This is a genomic window from Agromyces mariniharenae (assembly GCF_008122505.1).
Classification (GTDB): Bacteria; Actinomycetota; Actinomycetes; order Actinomycetales; family Microbacteriaceae; genus Agromyces; species Agromyces mariniharenae.
This window is the reverse complement of the sequence record NZ_VSSB01000001.1, coordinates 2,169,102-2,188,874: the sequence shown is the minus strand read 5'-3', so window position 1 is coordinate 2,188,874 and position 19,773 is coordinate 2,169,102. Positions and strand designations below refer to the sequence as shown.

The 19,773-nt window shown below is 73.3% G+C and carries 16 protein-coding genes and 1 pseudogene; 10 read left to right on the top strand and 7 right to left on the bottom strand.

Features of this window, described 5'->3' with window-relative positions:
• Positions 1 to 61 precede the first annotated feature (61 nt).
• From FYC51_RS10145 to FYC51_RS10135, 3 genes are all read left to right on the top strand, one after another.
• Positions 62 to 697, top strand: a complete 636-nt coding sequence (locus tag FYC51_RS10145) for a TetR/AcrR family transcriptional regulator (protein WP_148733422.1) — start codon at positions 62 to 64, stop codon at positions 695 to 697.
• Positions 698 to 734: 37 nt separating this feature from the next.
• Positions 735 to 1,751, top strand: a complete 1,017-nt coding sequence (locus FYC51_RS10140) for a zinc-binding alcohol dehydrogenase family protein (RefSeq protein ID WP_238476292.1) — start codon at positions 735 to 737, stop codon at positions 1,749 to 1,751.
• A gap of 106 nt (positions 1,752 to 1,857) precedes the next feature.
• Positions 1,858 to 5,400, top strand: coding sequence for a TM0106 family RecB-like putative nuclease (locus tag FYC51_RS10135; RefSeq protein WP_148733421.1), 3,543 nt, complete (start codon positions 1,858 to 1,860; stop codon positions 5,398 to 5,400).
• Positions 5,401 to 5,443: 43 nt separating this feature from the next.
• Here FYC51_RS10135 and FYC51_RS10130 read toward each other — a convergent pair whose 3' ends face one another.
• On the bottom strand, positions 5,444 to 5,881 hold the full coding sequence (locus tag FYC51_RS10130; protein ID WP_148733420.1) for a YdeI/OmpD-associated family protein: 438 nt from the start codon (positions 5,879 to 5,881) through the stop codon (positions 5,444 to 5,446).
• 82 nt (positions 5,882 to 5,963) lie between these two features.
• On the opposite strand from FYC51_RS10130, the gene FYC51_RS10125 reads away from it, so the two are divergent.
• Entirely contained in the window at positions 5,964 to 6,242 is a 279-nt protein-coding gene (locus FYC51_RS10125) for a glutaredoxin family protein (protein WP_420797233.1), read from the top strand.
• A 32-nt stretch (positions 6,243 to 6,274) separates the two neighbouring features.
• On the opposite strand, the gene FYC51_RS10120 is transcribed toward FYC51_RS10125, so the two are convergent.
• Positions 6,275 to 7,276: an LLM class F420-dependent oxidoreductase gene (locus FYC51_RS10120; protein WP_148733419.1), complete on the bottom strand. Its 1,002-nt coding sequence runs from the start codon at positions 7,274 to 7,276 to the stop codon at positions 6,275 to 6,277.
• 111 nt (positions 7,277 to 7,387) lie between these two features.
• On the opposite strand from FYC51_RS10120, the gene FYC51_RS10115 reads away from it, so the two are divergent.
• A complete protein-coding gene (locus FYC51_RS10115) occupies positions 7,388 to 7,789 on the top strand; it encodes a hypothetical protein (RefSeq protein ID WP_148733418.1) in 402 nt (133 codons plus the stop codon).
• 43 nt (positions 7,790 to 7,832) lie between these two features.
• On the opposite strand, the gene FYC51_RS10110 is transcribed toward FYC51_RS10115, so the two are convergent.
• Positions 7,833 to 9,017, bottom strand: coding sequence for a baeRF3 domain-containing protein (locus FYC51_RS10110; RefSeq protein WP_148733417.1), 1,185 nt, complete (start codon positions 9,015 to 9,017; stop codon positions 7,833 to 7,835).
• A gap of 81 nt (positions 9,018 to 9,098) precedes the next feature.
• Complete coding sequence (locus FYC51_RS10105) at positions 9,099 to 10,574, bottom strand: FAD-binding oxidoreductase (protein ID WP_238476291.1); 1,476 nt, start codon at positions 10,572 to 10,574, stop codon at positions 9,099 to 9,101.
• Between the two features lie 207 nt (positions 10,575 to 10,781).
• On the opposite strand from FYC51_RS10105, the gene FYC51_RS10100 reads away from it, so the two are divergent.
• The gene (locus tag FYC51_RS10100) at positions 10,782 to 11,843 is read left to right on the top strand and encodes an LLM class flavin-dependent oxidoreductase (RefSeq protein WP_148733415.1); all 1,062 of its coding nucleotides are present in this window, start codon (positions 10,782 to 10,784) and stop codon (positions 11,841 to 11,843) included.
• Between the two features lie 149 nt (positions 11,844 to 11,992).
• Here FYC51_RS10100 and FYC51_RS19235 read toward each other — a convergent pair whose 3' ends face one another.
• Positions 11,993 to 12,409 carry a transferase gene (locus tag FYC51_RS19235; protein WP_187432573.1) on the bottom strand — a complete coding sequence of 139 codons (417 nt, stop codon included), beginning with the start codon at positions 12,407 to 12,409 and terminating at the stop codon, positions 11,993 to 11,995.
• Between the two features lie 229 nt (positions 12,410 to 12,638).
• Here FYC51_RS19235 and FYC51_RS10090 point away from each other — a divergent pair, with 229 nt between their 5' ends.
• The 3 genes from FYC51_RS10090 (at position 12,639) to FYC51_RS10080 (ending at position 16,787) form a co-directional block, all read left to right on the top strand.
• Positions 12,639 to 13,952 (top strand): glycosyltransferase, encoded by a 1,314-nt coding sequence (locus tag FYC51_RS10090; protein WP_187432572.1) that lies wholly within the window; start codon positions 12,639 to 12,641, stop codon positions 13,950 to 13,952.
• A gap of 136 nt (positions 13,953 to 14,088) precedes the next feature.
• Complete coding sequence (locus FYC51_RS10085; RefSeq protein ID WP_148733412.1) at positions 14,089 to 15,843, top strand: ABC transporter ATP-binding protein; 1,755 nt, start codon at positions 14,089 to 14,091, stop codon at positions 15,841 to 15,843.
• A 74-nt stretch (positions 15,844 to 15,917) separates the two neighbouring features.
• Positions 15,918 to 16,787: an energy-coupling factor transporter transmembrane component T family protein gene (locus FYC51_RS10080; RefSeq protein ID WP_148734242.1), complete on the top strand. Its 870-nt coding sequence runs from the start codon at positions 15,918 to 15,920 to the stop codon at positions 16,785 to 16,787.
• Positions 16,788 to 16,815: 28 nt separating this feature from the next.
• Here FYC51_RS10080 and FYC51_RS10075 read toward each other — a convergent pair whose 3' ends face one another.
• Entirely contained in the window at positions 16,816 to 17,772 is a 957-nt protein-coding gene (locus FYC51_RS10075) for an FKBP-type peptidyl-prolyl cis-trans isomerase (protein ID WP_148733411.1), read from the bottom strand.
• Between the two features lie 108 nt (positions 17,773 to 17,880).
• Here FYC51_RS10075 and FYC51_RS10070 point away from each other — a divergent pair, with 108 nt between their 5' ends.
• The gene (locus FYC51_RS10070) at positions 17,881 to 18,696 is read left to right on the top strand and encodes a class I SAM-dependent methyltransferase (RefSeq protein ID WP_148733410.1); all 816 of its coding nucleotides are present in this window, start codon (positions 17,881 to 17,883) and stop codon (positions 18,694 to 18,696) included.
• A 200-nt stretch (positions 18,697 to 18,896) separates the two neighbouring features.
• Here the strand turns inward: FYC51_RS10070 and FYC51_RS10065 are convergent.
• Positions 18,897 to 19,765 (bottom strand): annotated as a pseudogene (locus FYC51_RS10065) (sulfurtransferase).
• Positions 19,766 to 19,773 lie beyond the last annotated feature (8 nt).

Sequence of the window (19,773 nt, the reverse complement as noted above, 5' to 3'; positions counted from 1 at the left end):
CGACCTATTATTGATCACACGATCAATAAGTTGCAAGGACGCTACCTACACTGAGGTCACGATGTCAAGACCCCCTCGCAAGAAGGCCGCGCGCAAGTCCCCGGCCGAGCGCTCCGCCGAGATCGCGGATGCCGCGCGCGCCGTCGCCCTCGAGCACGGCCTCTACGGGGTGACCCTCCGCAGCGTCGCCGCGCGCATCGACGTCGCCCCCGCCCTCGTCGCGCACTACCAGCCGAACATGGACGTCCTCGTCGCGAGCACGTTCGGTTCGATCGTGGCCGACGAGCTCGCGGAGCTCGAGGACCTCGTCGGCCCGCTGCCGACGCCGAGCGCGCAGCTCGCGCACCTCCTCGACACGCTGCTCGACGGCACGCGCGACGACGTCACCGTCATCTGGGTCGAGGCGTGGGCACTGGGCCGTCGCAACGAGGCGCTCGCGCAGCGCGTCCGCGAGGAGATGGACGACTGGCGCGTGTTCGTGCAGGGCATCGTGCAGGCGGGCGTGGCGGCGGGGGAGTTCGAGACCGACGACGCGGCATCCGTCGCCTGGCAGCTGCTCGGCATGATCGACGGTCTCAACGCGCACGCGCTCGTGCGCTGGGAGGACGCGACCGACCGCGGCTCGCGCATCGGCCACGCGGTCGAGGGCATGCTCGGCCTCGGCCGCGGCGCCCTCGCCCCCACGCCCGGTGGTTGACGGGAATCCACCGCGGCATCCCCGGGTTCCCCTTCACATGACGACCCTCCCGACCACCATGCGTGCCGTCGCCGCCACGGGCGCCCTCCCCCTCGACGACGAGCGAGCCTTGGCCGACGTCGAGCTGCCGCTGCCCGAGCTGCGCCCGCACGACGTGCTCGTCGAGGTCGCCGCCGTCTCGGTGAACCCGGTCGACCTCAAGACGCGGATGCGGCGCGCCGCCGACGCCCCGCCGATCGTGCTCGGCTACGACGCCGCCGGCACCGTCGTGGCGGTCGGTTCCGACGTCACGCTCTTCTCCCCCGGCGACGAGGTCTACCACGCGGGCGTCATCACCCGGCAGGGCACGAACGCCGAGTTCCACGCGGTCGACGAGCGCCTCGTGGGCCGCAAGCCGGCCAACCTCTCGATGGCCGAGGCGGCCGCGATGCCGCTGACCACGATCACGGCGTGGGAGTCGCTGTTCGACCGCTTCGGGCTCCGCGCCGACAGCACGGGCACCCTCCTCGTGCTCGCCGGCGCGGGCGGCGTGGGGTCGATCCTCACGCAGCTCGCGCGGCAGCTCACCGACGTCACGGTCATCGCGACCGCGTCCCGGCCCGAGTCGCAGGAGTGGTCGCGGCGGATGGGCGCGCACCACGTGCTCGACCACCGCGGCGACCTCGCGGCATCCGTGCTCGAGCTCGCCCCCGGCGGCCTCGACCGGGTCTTCACGCCCGCGACGGCCGGACGCGTGCCGCTCTTCGCCGAGGTCGTGCGGCCGTTCGGGCAGGTCGTCGCGATCGACGAGGACCCCGACATCGACCTGCGCGCGCTGAAGTCGAAGAGCATCGCCTGGCTGTGGGAGTCGATGTTCACGCGTGGGGTCTTCGAGACGCCCGACATGATCGGTCAGCACGAGCTCCTCGACGCCGCCGCCGGGCACTTCGAGGCGGGCACGCTGGTGACGACGCTCACCCGCGAGATCAGCGGGCTGGATGCCGCGGGCCTCCGGGAGGCGCACGCGATCGTCGCGTCGGGCCGCAGCATCGGCAAGGTCGTCGTCACGCGCTGAGCGGGCTTCAGGCGGGCGGATGCCGCGGGCGCACGCCGGGCGGATGCCGTGGGCCGATGTCGGTCGCGCCCGTTAGCGTGGTGGAAAGCCGAGGGAAGGAGCCGAAATGTTCGTGGTCGACGGCTCCGTGGTCACCAGCGCGAGCGACCTGAAGAAGGCGTCCGAGTGCGAGTTCGCGTTCCTGCGCGAACTCGACGTGAAGCTCGGGCGCGAGACCCTCTTCGAGCCGAACGCCGACGCGATGCTCGAGCGCGCGGGGCGCCTCGGCGACGAGCACGAGCGGCGGGTGCTGGCGCGCTACCGCGACCAGTTCGGCGTGGGCGTCGTCGAGATCCCGCAGCCCAACGTGCGCGACACCGAGGCGGTCGCGGCGGCGGTGGAGGCGACTCGCGCGGCACTCGAAGCCGGCGTTCCGGTCGTCTACCAGGCGACGTTCGCCGACGCGGGGTTCATCGGCTTCGCCGACTTCATCGTGCGTCGGCCCGACGGGCGCTACCGCGTGCAGGACTCGAAGCTCGCCCGGCACGCCCGGGTCACCGCACTCCTGCAGCTCGCGGCATACGCGTCGCAGCTCGACCGCATCGGCATCGCGAGCGACGACGTGGTCGAGCTGCTCCTCGGCGACGGCACGAGCAGCGAGCATCGGCGCGACGACATCACGCCCGTCTACGTGCAGCGCGTCGCGCGGCTGCGGCAGCTCGTCGACGAGCGGGTCGCCGCCGACGGTCCGGTCGCCTGGGGCGACCCCCGCTACACGCACGACGGCCGCTGCCCGACCTGTGAGCTCGAAGTGCAGGCCAATCGCGACGTCCTGCTCACGGGCAGCCTCCGCGTGACGCAGCGCGAGCCGCTCGCCGAGGCCGGCATCACCACGATCGACGAGCTCGCGGCGTCGAGCGGTCCCGTCCCGCACCTCATCGACTCGACGGTCGACAACCTCCGCGCGCAGGCGCGCCTGCAGCTCGTCGCCGAGGCGGCCGACCTCGCCGCCGAGGCATCCGGTGAACGCAGCCCCGACGACCCGCCGCTTGCGCCGCCGGTCGAGGTGCGCGAGGCCGCCGCCCTCGCGGCGATCCCCGAGCCGAACCCCGGCGACCTGTTCTTCGACTTCGAGGGCGACCCGCTCTACACCGAGGGCGACGCCACGTCGTGGAACCTCGACTACCTCTGGGGCATGGTCGACGAGCAGGAGCAGTACACCGCGCTGTGGGCGCACTCGTTCGCCGAGGAGCGCGAGGCGCTGCTGCAGTTCCTCGAGCTCGTGAAGCTGCGCCGCCAGGTGCATCCCGACCTGCACATCTACCACTACGCGTCCTACGAGCGCACGCACCTCACGACCATCGCCGCACGGCACGGCGTCGGCGAGGCCGACGTCGACCAGCTCCTCCACGACGGGGTCCTCGTCGACCTGTATCCCATCGTCAAGCGGTCGGTGCGCGTGGGCAGCCGCTCGTACTCGATCAAGAAGCTCGAGCCGCTCTACATGGGCGACGAGCTGCGCGAGGCCGACGTCAAGAGTGGCGCCGACTCCATCACCGAGTACGTCCGGGCGCGCCAACTCGTCGAGTCGGGCGGCGCGGCCGAGACGCTCGAGGCGGAGCGCATCCTCGACGACCTCGCCGACTACAACCGCTACGACTGCGTGTCCACGCGCCGCCTGCGCGACTGGCTGCTCGCGATCGCACGGCGCGAGGGCGTCGAGCCCGTGCCGCCCGCCTACCTCGCCGAGGGCGCGGCGAAGGTCTACGAGCCGACGCCGCTCGCCCTCCAGCTGCGCGAACTCGTCGGCCCCGCGGCACCCGGCGACGGACGCACGCCCGACGAGCTCGCGCTGGCCCTGTCCGCTGCGGCCATCGACTACCACGACCGCGAGGCGAAGAGCTTCTGGTGGTCGCACTACCTGCGCGTCGACCAGCCCGTCGACTCGTGGGAGAACCACCGCGACGTGCTCGTCGTCGACCCCGCGGCATCGCGCGTCGAGCAGCGCTGGTACGAGGAGGGAACGCGGCAGTACCCTCGGCGCGAGGTGCTGCTCGGCGGGCGCATCGCCCCCGGCTCCCGGTTCGGCGTCGGCGCGAACGTGTTCCTGCTCTACGACTGGCCGGCGCCGTTCCCGTCGAGCACGATGCGCCCCGGACAGCGCGCCTGGTCGAGCGGCACGATCCTCGAGGTCACCGACACCGGGGTGCTCGTCGAGGAGGTCGGCGTCGCCGACGCCACGTGGCCGGGGCTCCCCATGGCGATGACGCCCGGCTGGCCGCCCGACTCGCGGGCGCTCAAGGCGGCGATCGCCGAGTGGGCGGCGCCCATCCCCGCCACCGTGCCGTCGCTCCCCTCGAATCCCGCGATGGACGTGCTGCGACGGCTCGCGCCGCGTGCCGCCGGCGGGCTCGCACCCGTGCTCGGCGCCGACTACGTCGACGCCGTCGTCGAGTCGGTGCGGCGGCTCGAGCACTCGTACCTCGCCGTGCAGGGCCCGCCCGGCACGGGCAAGACCTACGTGGCCTCGCACGTCATCGCACGCCTCGTCGCGGAGCACGGCTGGCGCATCGGCGTCGTCGCGCAGTCGCATGCCGTGGTCGAGCACGTGCTGGAGGCGGTCGTCGAGGCCGGCCTCGACGCGGCCCTCGTGGGCAAGGCCGTGAAGGATCCGTCAGAGGTCGAGTCGCGGGTGTTCACGGCCTTCGCCAAGAAGGACGACCTGTCGAAGTTCACGGCCGAGCGCCCGTCGGGCTACGTCATCGGCGGCACCGCGTGGGACTTCTGCAACGTGAAGCGCGTGCCGCGGGGCTCGCTCGACCTGCTCGTCATCGACGAGGCCGGGCAGTTCTCGCTCGCGTCGACGATCGCCGTGTCGGTGGCCGCGCGCAACCTCCTGCTGCTCGGCGACCCGCAGCAGCTGCCGCAGGTCAGCCAGGCCCTCCACCCCGAGCCGGTCGACACGTCCGCGCTCGGCTGGGTGGCCGACGGCCACGAGGTCCTCCCGCCCGAATACGGCTACTTCCTCGCCGAGAGTCGACGGATGCATCCCGCCGTCGCCGCGCCGGTGTCGCGGCTCGCCTACCAGGGCGAGCTCCGCTCGCATCCGGTCGCCTCGACCCGGCACCTCGACGGCATCGACCCCGGCGTGCGTCCGATCCGAGTCGACCACGAGGGCAACACGACCTGGTCGCCCGAGGAGGCCGACATCGTGGTCGAGCTCGTCTCCTCACTGCTCGGGCGCGACTGGTCCGACGCCGGCGACACGGCCTCCGGGCCGGTCCGGTCGCCCGCACGGCCCCTCGAGCAGACGGACCTCATCGTCGTGACGCCCTACAACGCGCAGCTCACCACGGTGCGCGAGGCCCTCGACCGCGCCGGGTACCCCGACGTTCCCGTGGGCACGGTCGACAAGTTCCAGGGCCAGGAGGCCGCCGTCGCCATCGTGTCGCTGGCCGCGTCGTCGGCGAGCGCGGCCCCCCGCGGCATCGAGTTCCTCCTGCTGAAGAACCGGCTCAACGTCGCGATCTCCCGTGCGAAGTGGGCGGCCTACCTGCTCTACTCGCCCGGCCTGCTCGACGCGCTGCCGCGCCGCCCCGACGGCGTCGCCCAGCTCAGCGCGTTCATCCGGCTGGTCGGGGCCGACGTGCCCGAGGCGGTCGCGGTCTAGCGGCGGCCGAAGCCGAGCAAGCCTGCCGGAGCACTCGGCCCGCTCAGCCCGTGAGCTGCTCGACCGCCTTCGCGATCCGCCGCTGGCGGGTCTCGGCAGCCTTCGCACCCTCGATCGCCGTGACGTGCGCCTTCTTGTGGCTGGGTGCGAGCTTCTCCCACGCCTCGCGCGCGCCGGGCGTCGCGTCGAGCGCCTCGGCGAAGTCCGCGGGCGGCTCCACGATGCGCGGCGCCGTGTCGAGCTCGAGCTCCACGACGATGTGATCTCCCCCGGCGAGCCCCGTCGTCGCGCGCTTGTCCGAGCTGAACGGGATGAGGAACGTGCCGCCCATCGAGGCGATCGTGCTGCGGTACTCGAAGCCGTTCACGTTCACGACCACGGCCGGGCGCTTGCCGGCGCCGAACGACGCGACGACCTCGGGCGGCACCTCGATCCCGGTGTTCCGGCCGTCCACGAGCAGCAGCTCCGTCTCGAATCGCATGCGGCGAGTCTGCCATCCGCGCCGACAGCGCGACACCCCGAAGCTGGGAATACCGCACAGCCTCGCTGCGTAGGGTTCTGACGTGACTTCCCCTGCACAGTCAGACCTGAACCCTGCCCGCATCACCATGTACGGCGCCGCCTGGTGCGGCGACTGCCGTCGCTCGAAGGCGCTCCTCGACGGCCGCGACGTGGACTACGAGTACGTCGACCTCGAGGTCGTCGTCGACGGCGCCGACCGCGCGAAGGCGATCAGCGGCCGGACGCAGATCCCCGTGGTGGTGTTCCCCGACGGGACCCACTTCACCGAGCCGACCGACGCGGAGCTCGGCGCGAAGCTCGACGAGGCCATCGCGGCATAGCCCCGGCCCTGCCGCTCATCGGTCCGCAGGCCCTACCGCTCCTGCAGCGCCGGGATCACCTCGCGCGCGAAGAGCTCGAGGCCCGAGCGGTCGAACGCCGCCTCGGGGAAGTAGTGGATCGCGTACCCGAGGCCGCGCTCGCGGCGCTCGGCGAGCATCGCCGCGACCTGCGACGGCGTCCCGACGGCGAACGCCTCGGGTCCGCGGAACGCGTGCATGTACTCCGCCGTCTTCGCGGGGCCGAGGTACGGCGCGACGCGGGCCTCGATGGTGTCGAGGCGCCGCGCGACATCCGCCTCGTCGACGCCGACGACGGTGTTGAAGTTCGTCGACCGCGTGATCGCCTCGAAGTCGGTGCCGAGGTCCTCGCAGTGGGCGCGGAGCACCTCGCTCCGGTGCACGAACTCCTCGATCGACCCGGCGAAGTTCGTGTACGACGCGTACTGCGCGGCGATGCGCAGCGTGACCTTCTCGCCCGCACCGGCGATCCAGATCGGGATGCCGCCGGGCTGCAGGGGGAGCGGACGCACGATCGCGCCGTCGACCCGGTAGTGCTTGCCGTCGAGCGTCGCCGACCCGGTCGTCCACGCCTGGCGCATGATGTCGACACCCTCGCGGAGCCGCGCGAGCCGCTCCCCGACCGGCGGGAAGCCGTAGCCGTACGCCCGCCACTCGTGCTCGTACCAGCCGCCGCCGATCGCCATCTCGACGCGTCCGCCCGAGATCACGTCGACCGTCGCCGCGACCTTCGCGAGGTACGCAGGGTTGCGGTAGCTCATGCACGTGCACATCTGGCCGAGCCGCACGCGCGAGGTCGTCGCGGCATACGCCGACGTCAGCGTCCACGCCTCGTGCGTCGCCTCGGTCTCGCTCGCGACCGGCACGGTGTGGAAGTGGTCGTAGACCCAGATCGACTCCCAGGGCCCGGCGTCGGCGAACTCCGCGAGCCCGCGCATCGTGTCCCAGTGCTCGGCCGGCTCGATGCCGACGAGATCATGACGCCAACCCTGGGGAACGAACATTCCGAATCGCATGCGTTCAAGCCTAGGTCGGCTCGAGGACGTCGGAAACCGCTTCCTCGCCGTCGGCGGATCTCAGCGCCAGCACTGAGGACGCCTCATCCCGACGCGCCTAGCGTCGAGGACATGACTGCGCCGAACCACTGCGACTTCTCCGCCGCCGACTTCCGGGCGACCGCGATCGAATCGTCGGCTGGGCGCCTCATCCGAGTGACGGGATCGGGCCTCTGCCCGACGAGCGGCTGGGAGCTGCGACTCGTCGCGGCCAACCCCGGCGTGGTCCCCCACCCCGAGACCCTCTGGCTCGAGCTGCGCGAGTTCGAGCCGCGCAAGGCGCCGCGGGTGGTGACGGAGACGACGGTCGAGGCGATCGTCGAGGACTCGCGCGCGCGCGAGATCGTGGTCCGCTTCGGCTGGCGCGAGGGGTTCACGATCCCCGTCGTCGCCGCATCGCTGCCCAGGAGCCGGCGCGCTGCGCGCAGGGCATCGGATGCCGCGCGCGGGCGTCTCGCGGCATCCGCCCTCTGACCCGCCTGACCTGTCGCAACCCGCCAGGGACCCTGAGAGCCGGCTACGCGAGCGCGTAGCGGAGCTCGGCCATCGCCGGCCCCGACCAGACGTTGTCGTCGAGGTCGTCGCTGCGCACGGTGACGACCTTGCCACCCTTCGCGATGACGAGCAGCGCGAGCTGCGGCAGCACGTCGCCCGCGAGGGTCCCGTCCTGCAGGCTCTCGCCCTCCCCGTTGCCGGTGGCGAACTCGATCGCCCCCGACTCCTGGTCGAGCGTGCCGTTGACCGACGTGGTGAAGTCGAACCACAGGGTCTCGACCGCGCCGTCGGCCGCGAGGCGGCCGATCGCCGCGAGGTCGCGTTCGACGCGACCCGCGCTGCCCTCGGTCAGGCCGTGCAGCGCGGCATCCGCCTCGTTGATGTTCAGCGTGCCGAGCTGGAGGCGCAGCGCCTCGTCGATCTCGGAGGGGCCGAGCCGGTCGGGTCCGCCGGGCACGGCGATGATGCGTCGGTGGTTGTGCGCACGCTCCATGAAGCCGCTGAGCGTCGGCTCGGTCGCGAACACGAAGAGCGGGACCCGCTCGTCGGGATCGTGCACCTGGAGCTCCTGGCGCACCGCGTCGGCGACGCGCTTCGCGTAGATGTCGAGCATCGCGGCGCGCTTGTCCTCCTCGCTCGTGCCGCGGTCGCCGTGACCGCCGACGCGCTTCGTGCCCGCGCCGCCGGGCTCGCGGTTGGCGGCCTCCTCGGCGTTCTTCGGCAGGGTGGGCTCGACGGGCATCTGCGCGGCGCGGTCGGTCGGCGTGGCGTGCCACAGGCTCCACTCGTTCGCGGAGATGGCGACGGCGTACGCCTCCTGGTCCTGGCTGGGGGCGCGCAGCAGCTGGCCGAGCGTGAAGTGGGAGCCGACGTGCACGGCGTCGTCGAGGCGGTTCGGCAGCACGAACACCTCGCTGAAGCCGGGCGCGACGAAGATCGCCATCGACCGGGCGAGGTTGCCCCAGAGCTGCTGGTCGAGCACGATCGCGTCGCGCGCACGACGCAGCTCGTCGACCTCGGCGGCGGACGCGCCTGCGCCCTTGACCTGTTCGATTGCGTCGTCGAACGCGCTCTTGACGGTCACCTCGGACCGTTCTCGTTCGCTGACGACCGGCGATGTCGACGCGTAGATGGTGATCGCCGGGTGATGCGGGCCCGCCAGTGCGGCGAAGTCCGCGGTGGTGGGCAGTTCGTAGTGGAGCGTCATTCGTTCCCTCCCCGGGGAATCGCGACAGCGGTGTCGCTCGCTCCCAGCCTATGAAGGCCGCGGCGCGAGCGACACCCCCCGTCACCGACGCACGGGGTGGTTCGACCGGATGACGCCAGTGGGGTCGACGGCGTTCTTCAGCGCGCGCAGGCGGTGCACCCGCTCGCCGAAGATGCGCTCCGCGCCGCGCTCCCGTTCGGCGAAGTTGAGGTAGTCGAGCGGGGCGCGCCACGGCTCCACGCGCGACAGCAGCCGACCCAGCGACATCGCGAGCGCCTCGGATGCCCCGGGCACGGCGATCCCCACGCCGAACACGGCGTACTCGGCGTCGAGGCCGGCCACGGCGCCCGGCGCCGGCGTGTCGCGCTCGGCCGCGGAGGCGTGCGCCGCCTCGGGCCGGAGCCCGCCGCCGAGGTGCCGGATCTCCGCCGAGAGCAGGGCGCTGTCGGATTCGGGACCGGCCGCGGCCACGAACGCGCGCACGGCGGCCGGGGGCAGCTCGGCGAGGAGCATGCTGTCGCCGTACCCGGGCACGGGCGCGGGCGGGTCCATGTGCAGTTGCAGCAGCTCGGGAATCGCCTGCGGATGCACGGAGTCCATGGCGGGGCCGAGGGCGCGGAGTGGCGCGAGCAGCTCGTCGGCCCGCTCGAGCGACTCCTGGATCGCCGCCTCGACGACCACGAACGACTGCCCCGAGAGGAACGGCGGCAGGTCGGGCATGGGCGGGAACCGCAGCACCCGACCGACCGAGGTGACGCTGTCGGGCACCGTCGTCGTCCACGCGGCCCACGCCTGCAGCACCTCCTCCGCGCGGTCGATCGGGAAGAAGAGCGTGCCGGCCACGATCTCGGAGATCGGGAAGAGTCGGAATTCGAGGGCGGTCACGACGCCGAAGTCGCCGCCTCCGCCGCGCACAGCCCAGAACAACTCGGGGTCGTGGTCCGCGTCGACGCGGCGCACCACGCCGTCGGCCGTGACGAGCTCGACCGCGAGCACCTGGTTGGCGGCGAGGCCGTGCGATCGTCCGAGCCAGCTGATGCCGCCGCCGAGCGTGTAGCCCACCACGCCGACGTCGTGCGACGATCCGGCGAGCGCGGCGAGGCCGTGCGGCGCGACCGCGGCGACCACGTCGCCCCAGAGCGCGCCGGCCTCGACGCGGGCCACGCGCAGCTCGGGGTCGACCTCGACGCCGCGCAGCTCCGACGTGCGCAGCAGCAGTGCGTCGGCGAGGCCGTCGCCCGCGGCGAGCGGTCCGGCGTTGTGGCCGGTCGCCTGCGGGGCGACCGAGAGCCCGAGGCCCTTCGCGGTGCGCACGGCCAGCGCGAGGTCGTCGGCGGCACCCGCCACGACCACGGCGACGGGACGCTGGTCGACGGCGAGGTTCCAAGCGGAGCGCGCCTCGTCCCAGCCGACGTCGCCGGGGATGAGCACTCGACCCGCGATGCGGTCGTCGAGCAGGGCCAGCGCCTCGCGGAGCGAGAAGGTGGTGACGTCGTCGGACTCGGTGCGGACGTCGGCGGCGGGCGTCGTCACGGCGCCGGGCACAGGGGTGTTCACGGATGGTTCCTCTCGGGATCTCGCGTCTCGCGGGCCCGGGCCCTCCGTCGGAGGCGGACGGCCGCGGGGGATCCCGGCGGCGCGCACGAACGCGATCTCCATCCCATGACGAATCGCCCCACCGGACGACAGGGGCATCCCTCCGATCGGCTCAGGGACAACCCTGTCCCCGGAATACCGGCCCCGGCGCGGCGGTTGCCGAGAGGGATGACACCCACGCCCCGCCTCTCCGTGCTCGACCTCGTCCCGGTGCGCACCGGCCAGACCAGCGCAGGGGCGGTCGCGGCATCCGTGCGCCTCGCGCAGCTCGCCGACCGCCTCGGGTACACGCGCTACTGGTTCGCCGAGCACCACAACATGCCGGCGGTCGCGTCGACGACCCCGCCCGTGCTCATCGCGGCGACCGCGGCGCAGACCTCGCGCATCCGGGTCGGGTCGGGCGGCGTAATGCTGCCGAACCACGCGCCGCTCGTGGTCGCCGAGCAGTTCGCCGCGCTCGAGGCGCTCGCGCCCGGGCGCATCGACCTCGGCATCGGCCGCGCACCGGGCAGCGACCCCGTCATCACGCAGCTGCTGCGCGTGAGCGGACCGACGGCCGATGTCGACCGGTTCCCCGACCACGTCGCCGACATCCTGAGCCTGCTCTCGCCCGACGGCGCGACGCTGCGCCTCACGAGCGGACGCGAGTACCCGATCACCGCGACACCGGCCGCGGCCGAGGTGCCCGAGCTCTGGCTCCTGGGGTCGAGCGACTACTCGGCGAAGCTCGCCGCCGAGCTCGGCCTGCCCTACGTGTTCGCCAACCACTTCTCGGGCGAGGGCCTCGAGCGGGCGCTCGAGCTCTACCGCACCGAGTACCGGCCCAGCGAGCGGCATCCGTCGCCCGTCACGTTCCTCACGATGAACGCGTCGGTCGCGCCGACCGTCGAGGAGGCGGAGGCGCGCGCCCTGCCGCAGCTGCGCTCGATGGCGCGGCTGCGCGCGAACCGGCCGATGCGCCCGCTCGAGACCGTCGAGGAGGCGCAGGCGGCCCCCGCCGACTCGATCGCCGACGAGCTCATCGCGGGCATGCGGCGACGCTGGGTGATCGCGGATGCCGCGACGGCGGCGTCCGAGCTGCGCCGCTTCGCCGAGCGGCACGGCGTCGACGAGGTCATGGTGTCGCCGATCGCCGGCGCGTACGAGGCCGAGCCGGCGGATGCCGTGCCGGGCCGCGAGCAGACGCTGGAGCTGCTGGCGGGCGAGCTCTCCGCACCGGTGGTCGAGTAGCGCCCGGCGAAGCCGGACGCGTATCGAGACCCTCCCCGATCAGCACTGGCGTCTCGATACGCGTCGCCTCCGGCGGCGCTACTCGACGACCGCATGCAGATGCCCCGGGGCTGTGCACCCCGGGGCATCCGTGTCGTCTGGTTTGCGGCTCAGGCCGCGAGGCCGAGCCGGCGGAGGTCGTCGCTCGATGCGCGGAACTCCGCGCCCTCGGCGATCGTCGCCTCGCGCGGCACCCGCGCACCGTTCTGCACGCGTGCGTCGGCGCCGATCTCGGCGTAGGGACCGATGACCGCGTTGCGGCCCACGACGGCGCGACGTCCGACGTGCGCGCGCACGCCGATCACGGCGCGCTCGGCGACGATGGCGTCGCGATCGACCCAGCCGCCCGGGCCGATGTTCGCGTTGCGCTGCACCTCGGCGCCCGGGTCGACGTAGGCCGTCGGGTCCACGAACGCGGTGGGGTCGACCTTCGCGGTCGTTGCGACGAGGCCGCGACCGTTCACGTGCTTGCGGTAACGCCGCAGCACCCCGTTCTCGTCCTCGAACTCGACGTAGCTGATGCCCACGTTCTCCTCCTTCCGGCGTGGTCCTCCCACGCCGCTCCGACGTGGTGGCTCCACGTCCGGACATTGGTACAACATCCGGGCTGACCGGGGCATTCCCGGTTTCGAGGCTGCCCGAGGACCTCCAGCGAACCCACAGCTCGGTGCCAGCACTGAAACTCGATGGGGCCAGCCCGGAAACCGGTCCGAATCGCTTGTCCACGGTTCCGGGCGGTGGATAGCTTCGCTGCTCATGTCCACCTACCTGCTCTGCGCCAGCCCCATCCAGGGCCACGTGGCGCCCATGATCGCCATCGCCCGCGACCTCGTCGGCCGCGGCCACGACGTCACCGTCCTCACCGGCTCGCGGTTCCGCGACACCGTGCTCGCCGCGGGCGCCGACCACCGCCCGCTCGTCGGCATCGCCGACTACGACGACCGTGTCATGCAGGATCTCCTGCCCGAGCGCGACCGCCACCGCGGCATCGCGAAGCTCGAGTACGACGTGCAGACCATGTTCGTGCGGCCCGTGCCCGACCAGTACCGCGCGGTCGAGCAGGCCATCGCGGAGCTCGCCCCCGACGCGATCCTCGCCGAGGGCGCGTTCGCCGGCATCGTGCCGCTGCTGCTCGACGACCCCGCCTCTCGGCCGCCGATCCTCGGCGTCGGCGTGATCCCCCTCGTGCAGCTCAGCGTCGACACCGCGCCGGCCGGGCTCGGCCTCGCGCCGAAGCCGGGCGCGTTCGGCCGCCTCCGCAACCGGGTGCTGAACGGGCTCGTCACGAAGGTGATCTTCCGCAAGACCCAGGCGCTCGCCCAGCAGGTCATGCGCGACCTCGGCCGGCCCGGCCTCGACCCGTTCGTGTTCGACTCGACCCGCAAGTGCGACCGCTACCTGCAGCTCTCGCCGGCCGAGTTCGAGTACCCCCGCAGCGACCTCAGCCCGAACGTGCGCTTCGTCGGCACGGTGCTGCCGCCCGCCCCCGCAGACCCGGCCCTGCCGTCGTGGTGGGACGAGCTCGATGGCGACCGCCCGGTCGTGCACGTCACCCAGGGCACGATCGACAACAAGGACTTCGACCGGCTCGTGCGCCCGACGCTCGACGCGCTCGCCGACCGGGACGTGCTCGTGGTCGTGGCGACCGGCGGTCGTCCGGTGGAGGAGCTCGGCGAGCTGCCGGGCAACGCCCGCGCCGCGGAGTTCCTCCCCTACGACCGACTGCTCCCGAAGACCGACGTCTTCGTGACGAACGCGGGCTTCGGCGGCACCCAGTACGCGCTCAGCCACGGCGTGCCGATCGTCGCGGCGGGCGACACCGAGGACAAGCCCGAAGTCTCGATGCGCGTGCAGTGGGCCGGCGTCGGCGTGAACCTGCGCACGGGCACGCCCACCGCGGCCGCCGTCGCGAAGGCGGTCGACGAGGTGCTCGCCGACCGGACGTACCGCGACCGCGCCCGCGCGATGGCGGCCCGGATCCGCGAGTACGACACGTTCGACCTCATCGAGGCCGAGCTCGAGGCATCCGTCATCGCCGCCTCGCTGCGGCTCGAGACGCCGGTCGGCTGAGGCATCCGTCGGGCCCGGTGAGGGCGGCGGATGCCGCGTCTCGCCCCGCCCGAACGCGAGAGGTTAGGCTGTCCTAAGCCGACCCCGTCGGCGATGCTTCGCCCGCCGGCGGCAGCCGGCACGACCGGGACTCCCGATGACCGCTCCCCTGCTCGAGCTCGATGCCGTGCGCATCCGCCACGACGGCGCGACCCGCGCGACGCCCGACGGCGTGAGCCTCGCGGTGCGGCCCGGCGAGGTCGTGCTCGTCCTCGGGCCGTCGGGCTGCGGCAAGTCCACGCTCGCGCTCGCCCTCGACGGACTGGTGCCGCACGCGGTGCCCGCCGAGCTCGACGGCACGGTCTCGATCGCCGGACTCGACAGCCGCGAGCATCCCGTCGGCGTGCTCAGCGCGCACGTCGCGATGGTGTTCCAGGACCCCGACGCGCAGGTCGTCACGGGCACGCTCCTCGACGAGGTCTGCTTCGGCCCCGAGAACCGGCTCGTGCCGGCCGAGGAGGTGCTCGCGCGCGCCGAGCGGGCGCTCAAGCTCGTGGGTCTCTGGGACCGGCGGGCCGACAACCCCGATCGACTCTCGGGCGGTGGCCGGCAGCGCCTGGCCATCGCCTGCGCGCTCGCGATGGCCGCACCCGTGCTCGTGCTCGACGAGCCGACGGCCAACCTCGACCCCGCCGGCATCGACGAGGTCTACGCCGTGCTGCGCGAGCTCGCGTCGACGCGCGACCACGCGATCGTGCTCGTCGAGCACAACCTCGATGCCGCCGTCGACATCGTCGACCGGGCGGTCGTGCTCGACGCCGACGGTCGCGTGGCGTTCGACGGACCCGTGCGCGAGGTGCTCCGCGACCACGTCGACGAGCTGCTCCGGCTCGGCGTGTGGCTTCCCGTCTCCACGCTGGCGGCGCTGCGGCTCCGCGACGCCGGCGTCGTGCTCGAACCGCTGCCGCTCACGCCGGCGGAGCTCGCGGCGGCGCTCGACGCACGCGCGGAGCTGCCCGCGCCCCGGGCGGAGCCGGCCGCGCCCGCCGCAGCGCCCGCACTCGACTCGGCCCCGGCGTCCGCCCGACCGGCGATCCGCATCCGCGGGCTCTCCGTGCGCCGCGGCGGACGACGCGGCCCGGTCGTGGTGCACGACGTCGACCTCGACGTGGCGGCCGGCGAGTTCCTCGCCGTCGTCGGCACGAACGGCGCCGGCAAGACGAGCCTGCTGCAGGCCGTCGCGGGTGTCATCCCCGCGGCATCCGGCACCGTCGACGTGCTCGGCCTCGACCCGCAGCGTGCCGACGCCCGCGAGCGCAGCCGCCGCATCGGCTTCGTCTTCCAGAACCCCGAGCACCAGTTCGTCGCGACGACGGCCGAGGAGGAGCTCGACACGAGCCTGCGCGTGCAGGGCGTGCCAGAGGCCGAACGCGCCGCGGAGGTGACGCGGATGCTCGAGCGGTTCGGCCTCGGCGAGCTGCGGGCGCAGCATCCGTTCCTCCTCTCGGGCGGGCAGAAGCGCCGGCTCTCGGTGGGCACCGCCCTGATCGCGGGCGCGCCCGTCATCGCGCTCGACGAGCCGACGTTCGGGCAGGATCGCGAGCGGGCCGCGGAGCTCCTCGACGTGCTGCGCGCCCTGCACGAGGAGGGCACCACCGTGCTCGTCGTGACGCACGACCTGCAACTCGTCGCCGACTACGCGACGCGCGTCGCCGTCATGGCCGACGGGCGCCTGCTCGGCGCCGGCACGACCGCCGAGGTGCTCGCCGGTCCGCTCATCGACGAGGCGGGGCTGCGCCATCCGCCGCTCGCCCGGGCGACTCGAGGGCTCGCGCGGCATCCCGAGTGGCATGCGGTCACGCGGATGTCGCAGCTGCCGTCGCCCGCGGGCTCGCCGGAGGGCGCCTCGTGACCGCCGCCGAGGCCCGTCAAGCGCCGACACCCGCACCGGTATCCGACGTCACGAACGCCGACGGCCGACGCGCCATGGATGCGGGCACCGTCAGCGCCCCGGGCGCGGCCGTCGACCCGTTCGCCGAGCGCTCGGCGCCGAGCGGGAGGTTCCTGTACCGGCTCAACCCGCTCGCGAAGCTCGCCGCGCCGCTGCCGGCCATGCTCGCGCTGATCATCACGCGTGGACTCGCGATCCCGACGGTGCTCATCCTGCTCTCGCTCGTGCTGCTCCTCGTCGGCGCGCGGTTGCGGGCCCGCGCCGTCGTCCTGCTCCTGGTCGGCCTCCCCGTGCTCGTCGCGGTGCTCGGCGTGACCTTCGGCGTGTGGGTCGACCCGAACCGGATCGACCCGGGGAGCCCCGGGGCATCCGTGGTGCTCGTCGAGGTCGGCGGCTGGCAGTTCACGCTCGCCGCGTACCTCATCGGGCTCGCCACTGCGCTCCGCATCGCGGCGCTGCTCGTGCTGAGCCTCATCGCCGGGCTCACGACGACGGGTCCCGAGCTCGTGCGCGCCCTCGTGCAGAACCTGCGCGTGCCCTACCGGATCGGCTACACCGCACTCGCGGCGCTGCGCTTCGTGCCGCGGTTCGGGCACGAGCTCGAGGTCATCCGGGCCGCGCAGCGCGTGCGCGGGCTCGACCACGGGCGCGGCCCGGTCGCCGCCGTGCGCCGAACGCTCGCGGTCGCGATCCCGCTGCTCGCCAGCGCGATCCGCCACGCCGAGCGCGTCGCGCTCGCGATGGACGCGCGGGCGTTCGGCGCCAACCCCACGCGCACCGAGCGCACGCTCAGCCGCTGGCGCCCTCGCGACACCGCCTTCGTCGCGCTCGCGTGGTGCACGATCGCGGCGGTCTACTGGTGGGGGCTCTCCACCGGGTTCGGCGGACTGGGCGGGCGGCCGTGACGCGCTCGCGCGACGGCCGCCCCGGTGCCTACTGGCCCTGCTCCGTGGCGGGCGCGGTGTCGATGATCTCCACGAGGAACACGAGCGTCTGACCGCCGAGCTCGGCGGCGTTCGGGTCGGTGCCGTAGCCGTACTGCGGCGGGATGGAGACGATCAGCTTCGTGCCGACCTTCTGGCCGACGAGCGCGGCACCGAAGCCCTGGATGACCGCGTCGGTCGTGAACTGCGCCGGGTCGCCGCCGTAGGACTGGTCGAAGACCTCGCCCGTGTCCCAGCTCGTGCCCTGGTAGTGCAGGGTGACGTTGTCGCCCGACTGCACCTCGGCGCCGTCGCCCTCCTCGAGCACCTTGAGCTGGTACTCGGCGGGCGGGGCAGTGTCGGGCAGGGTCACGGTGGGCACGTCGCCCTCGGCGCCGAACTCCACCTCGGGCACGTCCTCGGTCCACTCGGCCGGCTTCAGCGGCTCCTGCACGTCGACCACGATGACGACGGTCTCGTTCGGGGCGATGCCGATGGTCTCGTTGCCCTGGTCGCCGTAGAGCGTCGACGCCGGCGCGACCGTGACCGTGCGCGAGCCGGTGGGCACGCAGTCGATGCCCGCGAGGAACGCCTCGAACACGCTGTCGTCGCCCGCCTTGATGGTGGCCGGCTGCGAGAAGGCCTGCTGGCCGGTCGTGCCCGAGAACGCGCTCACGATGGCGTTGACGTCGTCGCCCGCCTGCGTGACCTCGCCGTCGCCCTCGATGACGACCGTGCGCTCGAGCTCGTCGGCCTCGAGGGGCGTCGTGAACGTCGCCGTCGGCGCAGTGCCGAAGTCGCCTTCGACCTGCACGCCGTCGCTGAGCGAGCCGGACGAGACGTCCATGCAGTCGGCGCCGGCCGGGGTCGTGGTCTCGGGTCCGGGGCCGGCGGCGCAGCCCGCGAGGACGAGCGCGGCGGCGGAGAAGAGTGCGACGGGCGCAGCGCGGCGCAGGGCACGGTTCATGACGGGGATTCTCGTTTCGATCGGGAACGCGAACTGCCAGTCTGCCCGGTGCGGCTTTTGATTGCCTGAGACTTCGGATTTCCGCCGGATCAGGACGAGAATGGGCAGATGGGGGACACGACGACCGTACCCGATTCCGCGGGGGAGTTCGCCGGGACGGCCGACTCCGTCGCCGGCCTCGACGAGGTGCTCTGGAACACGATCTCGACGGCCGTGCTGCTACGCTCGCATCCGCGGTTCGACGAACGCGTGCTCGACGCGTACGCCCGCGACGGGGCATCCGCCCTGCCGACGGCCGAGCTCGTCGGCATCGGCGGGCTCGTCGACGCCGTCGAGCCGTCCGAGTCGCTGGTGTCGCTGGCCCGCGAGCGGGCGGGCGAGCGGATGCCGCAGCTGCAGCTGCACGTCGCCGATCCCGCCGGGTGGGAGCCGACCGGCTACGACCTCGTGCAGTGCGTCCTGGGCGTCGCGGCGTTCGACGACGTCGAGGCGGGAACCCGTCACCTCGTCGAGCGTGCACGACCCGGCGGCCGCGTCGTGATCGCGGCGTGGGCACGCGACGCGCTCGATCCGCTCCCGGGGCTGCTGGCGGCCGCCGTTCGCGACCGCGATGACGATGCCGAGGCGAGCCCGGCCGCCCTCACGGTCGACGTCGCCGACAGCGCGGGGAACCTCGCGCACTGGCTGACCGAGCTCGGCCTCCTCGGCGTTCGCGCCGAGGAGGTGCAGCGGCACGTCGACCTCACGCCCGAGCTCGCCTGGCAGCTCGTCGAGGGCACTCGGCTCCGCTCGGCGCTCGCCGGCCTCGACGACGAGCGGATCGCTGCGGTGCGCGAACGCTACCTCGCGTCGGTCGCGGGCGACGACGTCGTCGTCGTCGACCTGTCGACGCTCATCGCCGTCGGGCGTCGCCCCGAGGCGTAGCGCCCGGGTGCTTCGGTCGCGCCGCCCGCAGTTCCGGCCGGGCCGCGGCCGTGGTCGAGGCGTGCTCCACCAGTCGTCCGAGCACGAGCGACCACGCGACGGACAGGAACTGCGCCTGCGCCGCGTCGTCACCTCATGCTCGACGGCGCCTCGATCGAGGTGCTCGAGTTCCTCGAGCTGCCCGGCATGGGCTGACGGGATCAGCCCCGGGTGGGAGCCACCGGCCCGCCCGGTTCGGCACCCGTCGCGACGGGGCGGCCGGGCTCGTTCGACCACTGGCTCCACGACCCCGGGAAGAGCGCGGCGTCGACACCCGCGAGCGCGAGCGCCGCGACCTGGTGCGCGGCGGTGATGCCCGAGCCGCAGTAGGTCGCCGTCGAGGTGTCCGGCTGAATGCCGAGCGCGGCATACTTCGCTCGCAGCTCCTCGGGTGGGAGGAAGCGCCCGTCAACGTCGAGGTTCTCCGCAGTCGGAGGGAGAGCGCGCCGGGCACGTGACCGGCCCGCGGGTCGATGGGCTCGACCTCGCCGCGGTAGCGTACGCCGGCTCGCGAGTCGAGCACGACCCCGGTCGCGGGCAGCGCGGCCACGCCGTCGGCGTCGATCACGGGCATCGCACCGAAGTGCGCGGTGGCGTCGCCCCGTTCCACGGTCGTCGGTCCCTGTTCGAGCGGATGCCCCGCCGCGAGCCAGGCCCCGAGCCCGCCGTCGAGCATCCGCACGTCGCCGAACCCGGCGTGGCGCAGCAGCCACCACGCACGCGCCGCGGACTGGTTGCCGAGGTCGTCCATCACCACGGCGGTGTCGCCGTCGTGCAGTCCCCAGGCACGCATGGCCTCGGTGAACGCCGCCTCCGACGGCAGCGGATGCCGCCCGCGTCCCTCGACCGAGTGGTCGGCGAGCTCGTGGTCGAGGTCGACGTAGACGGCCCCGGGGACATGCCCGTCGAGGAATGCGGGACGACCGTCGGGCACGGCCAGCGACCAGCGCACGTCGAGCACGACCGTGCGGGTGTCCGCCTGCCCCTCCCGCTCGTCGTCGAGCCGGCTCGCCAGGTCGTCGACGTTCATGAGGATGG

Bases quoted from the DNA above. Each gene is read 5' to 3' on its own strand.
- FYC51_RS10080 (WP_148734242.1), top strand. From the start codon at position 15,918: ATGGATGCGGGCACCGTCAGCGCCCCGGGCGCGGCCGTCGACCCGTTC.
- FYC51_RS10115 (WP_148733418.1), top strand. From the start codon at position 7,388: ATGACTGCGCCGAACCACTGCGACTTCTCCGCCGCCGACTTCCGGGCG.
- FYC51_RS10140 (WP_238476292.1), top strand. From the start codon at position 735: ATGACGACCCTCCCGACCACCATGCGTGCCGTCGCCGCCACGGGCGCC.
- FYC51_RS10090 (WP_187432572.1), top strand. From the start codon at position 12,639: ATGTCCACCTACCTGCTCTGCGCCAGCCCCATCCAGGGCCACGTGGCG.
- FYC51_RS10130 (WP_148733420.1), bottom strand. From the start codon at position 5,881: ATGCGATTCGAGACGGAGCTGCTGCTCGTGGACGGCCGGAACACCGGG.
- FYC51_RS10110 (WP_148733417.1), bottom strand. From the start codon at position 9,017: ATGACGCTCCACTACGAACTGCCCACCACCGCGGACTTCGCCGCACTG.
- FYC51_RS10100 (WP_148733415.1), top strand. From the start codon at position 10,782: ATGACACCCACGCCCCGCCTCTCCGTGCTCGACCTCGTCCCGGTGCGC.
- FYC51_RS10085 (WP_148733412.1), top strand. From the start codon at position 14,089: ATGACCGCTCCCCTGCTCGAGCTCGATGCCGTGCGCATCCGCCACGAC.
- FYC51_RS10075 (WP_148733411.1), bottom strand. From the start codon at position 17,772: ATGAACCGTGCCCTGCGCCGCGCTGCGCCCGTCGCACTCTTCTCCGCC.
- FYC51_RS10070 (WP_148733410.1), top strand. From the start codon at position 17,881: ATGGGGGACACGACGACCGTACCCGATTCCGCGGGGGAGTTCGCCGGG.
- FYC51_RS10135 (WP_148733421.1), top strand. From the start codon at position 1,858: ATGTTCGTGGTCGACGGCTCCGTGGTCACCAGCGCGAGCGACCTGAAG.
- FYC51_RS10145 (WP_148733422.1), top strand. From the start codon at position 62: ATGTCAAGACCCCCTCGCAAGAAGGCCGCGCGCAAGTCCCCGGCCGAG.
- FYC51_RS10120 (WP_148733419.1), bottom strand. From the start codon at position 7,276: ATGCGATTCGGAATGTTCGTTCCCCAGGGTTGGCGTCATGATCTCGTC.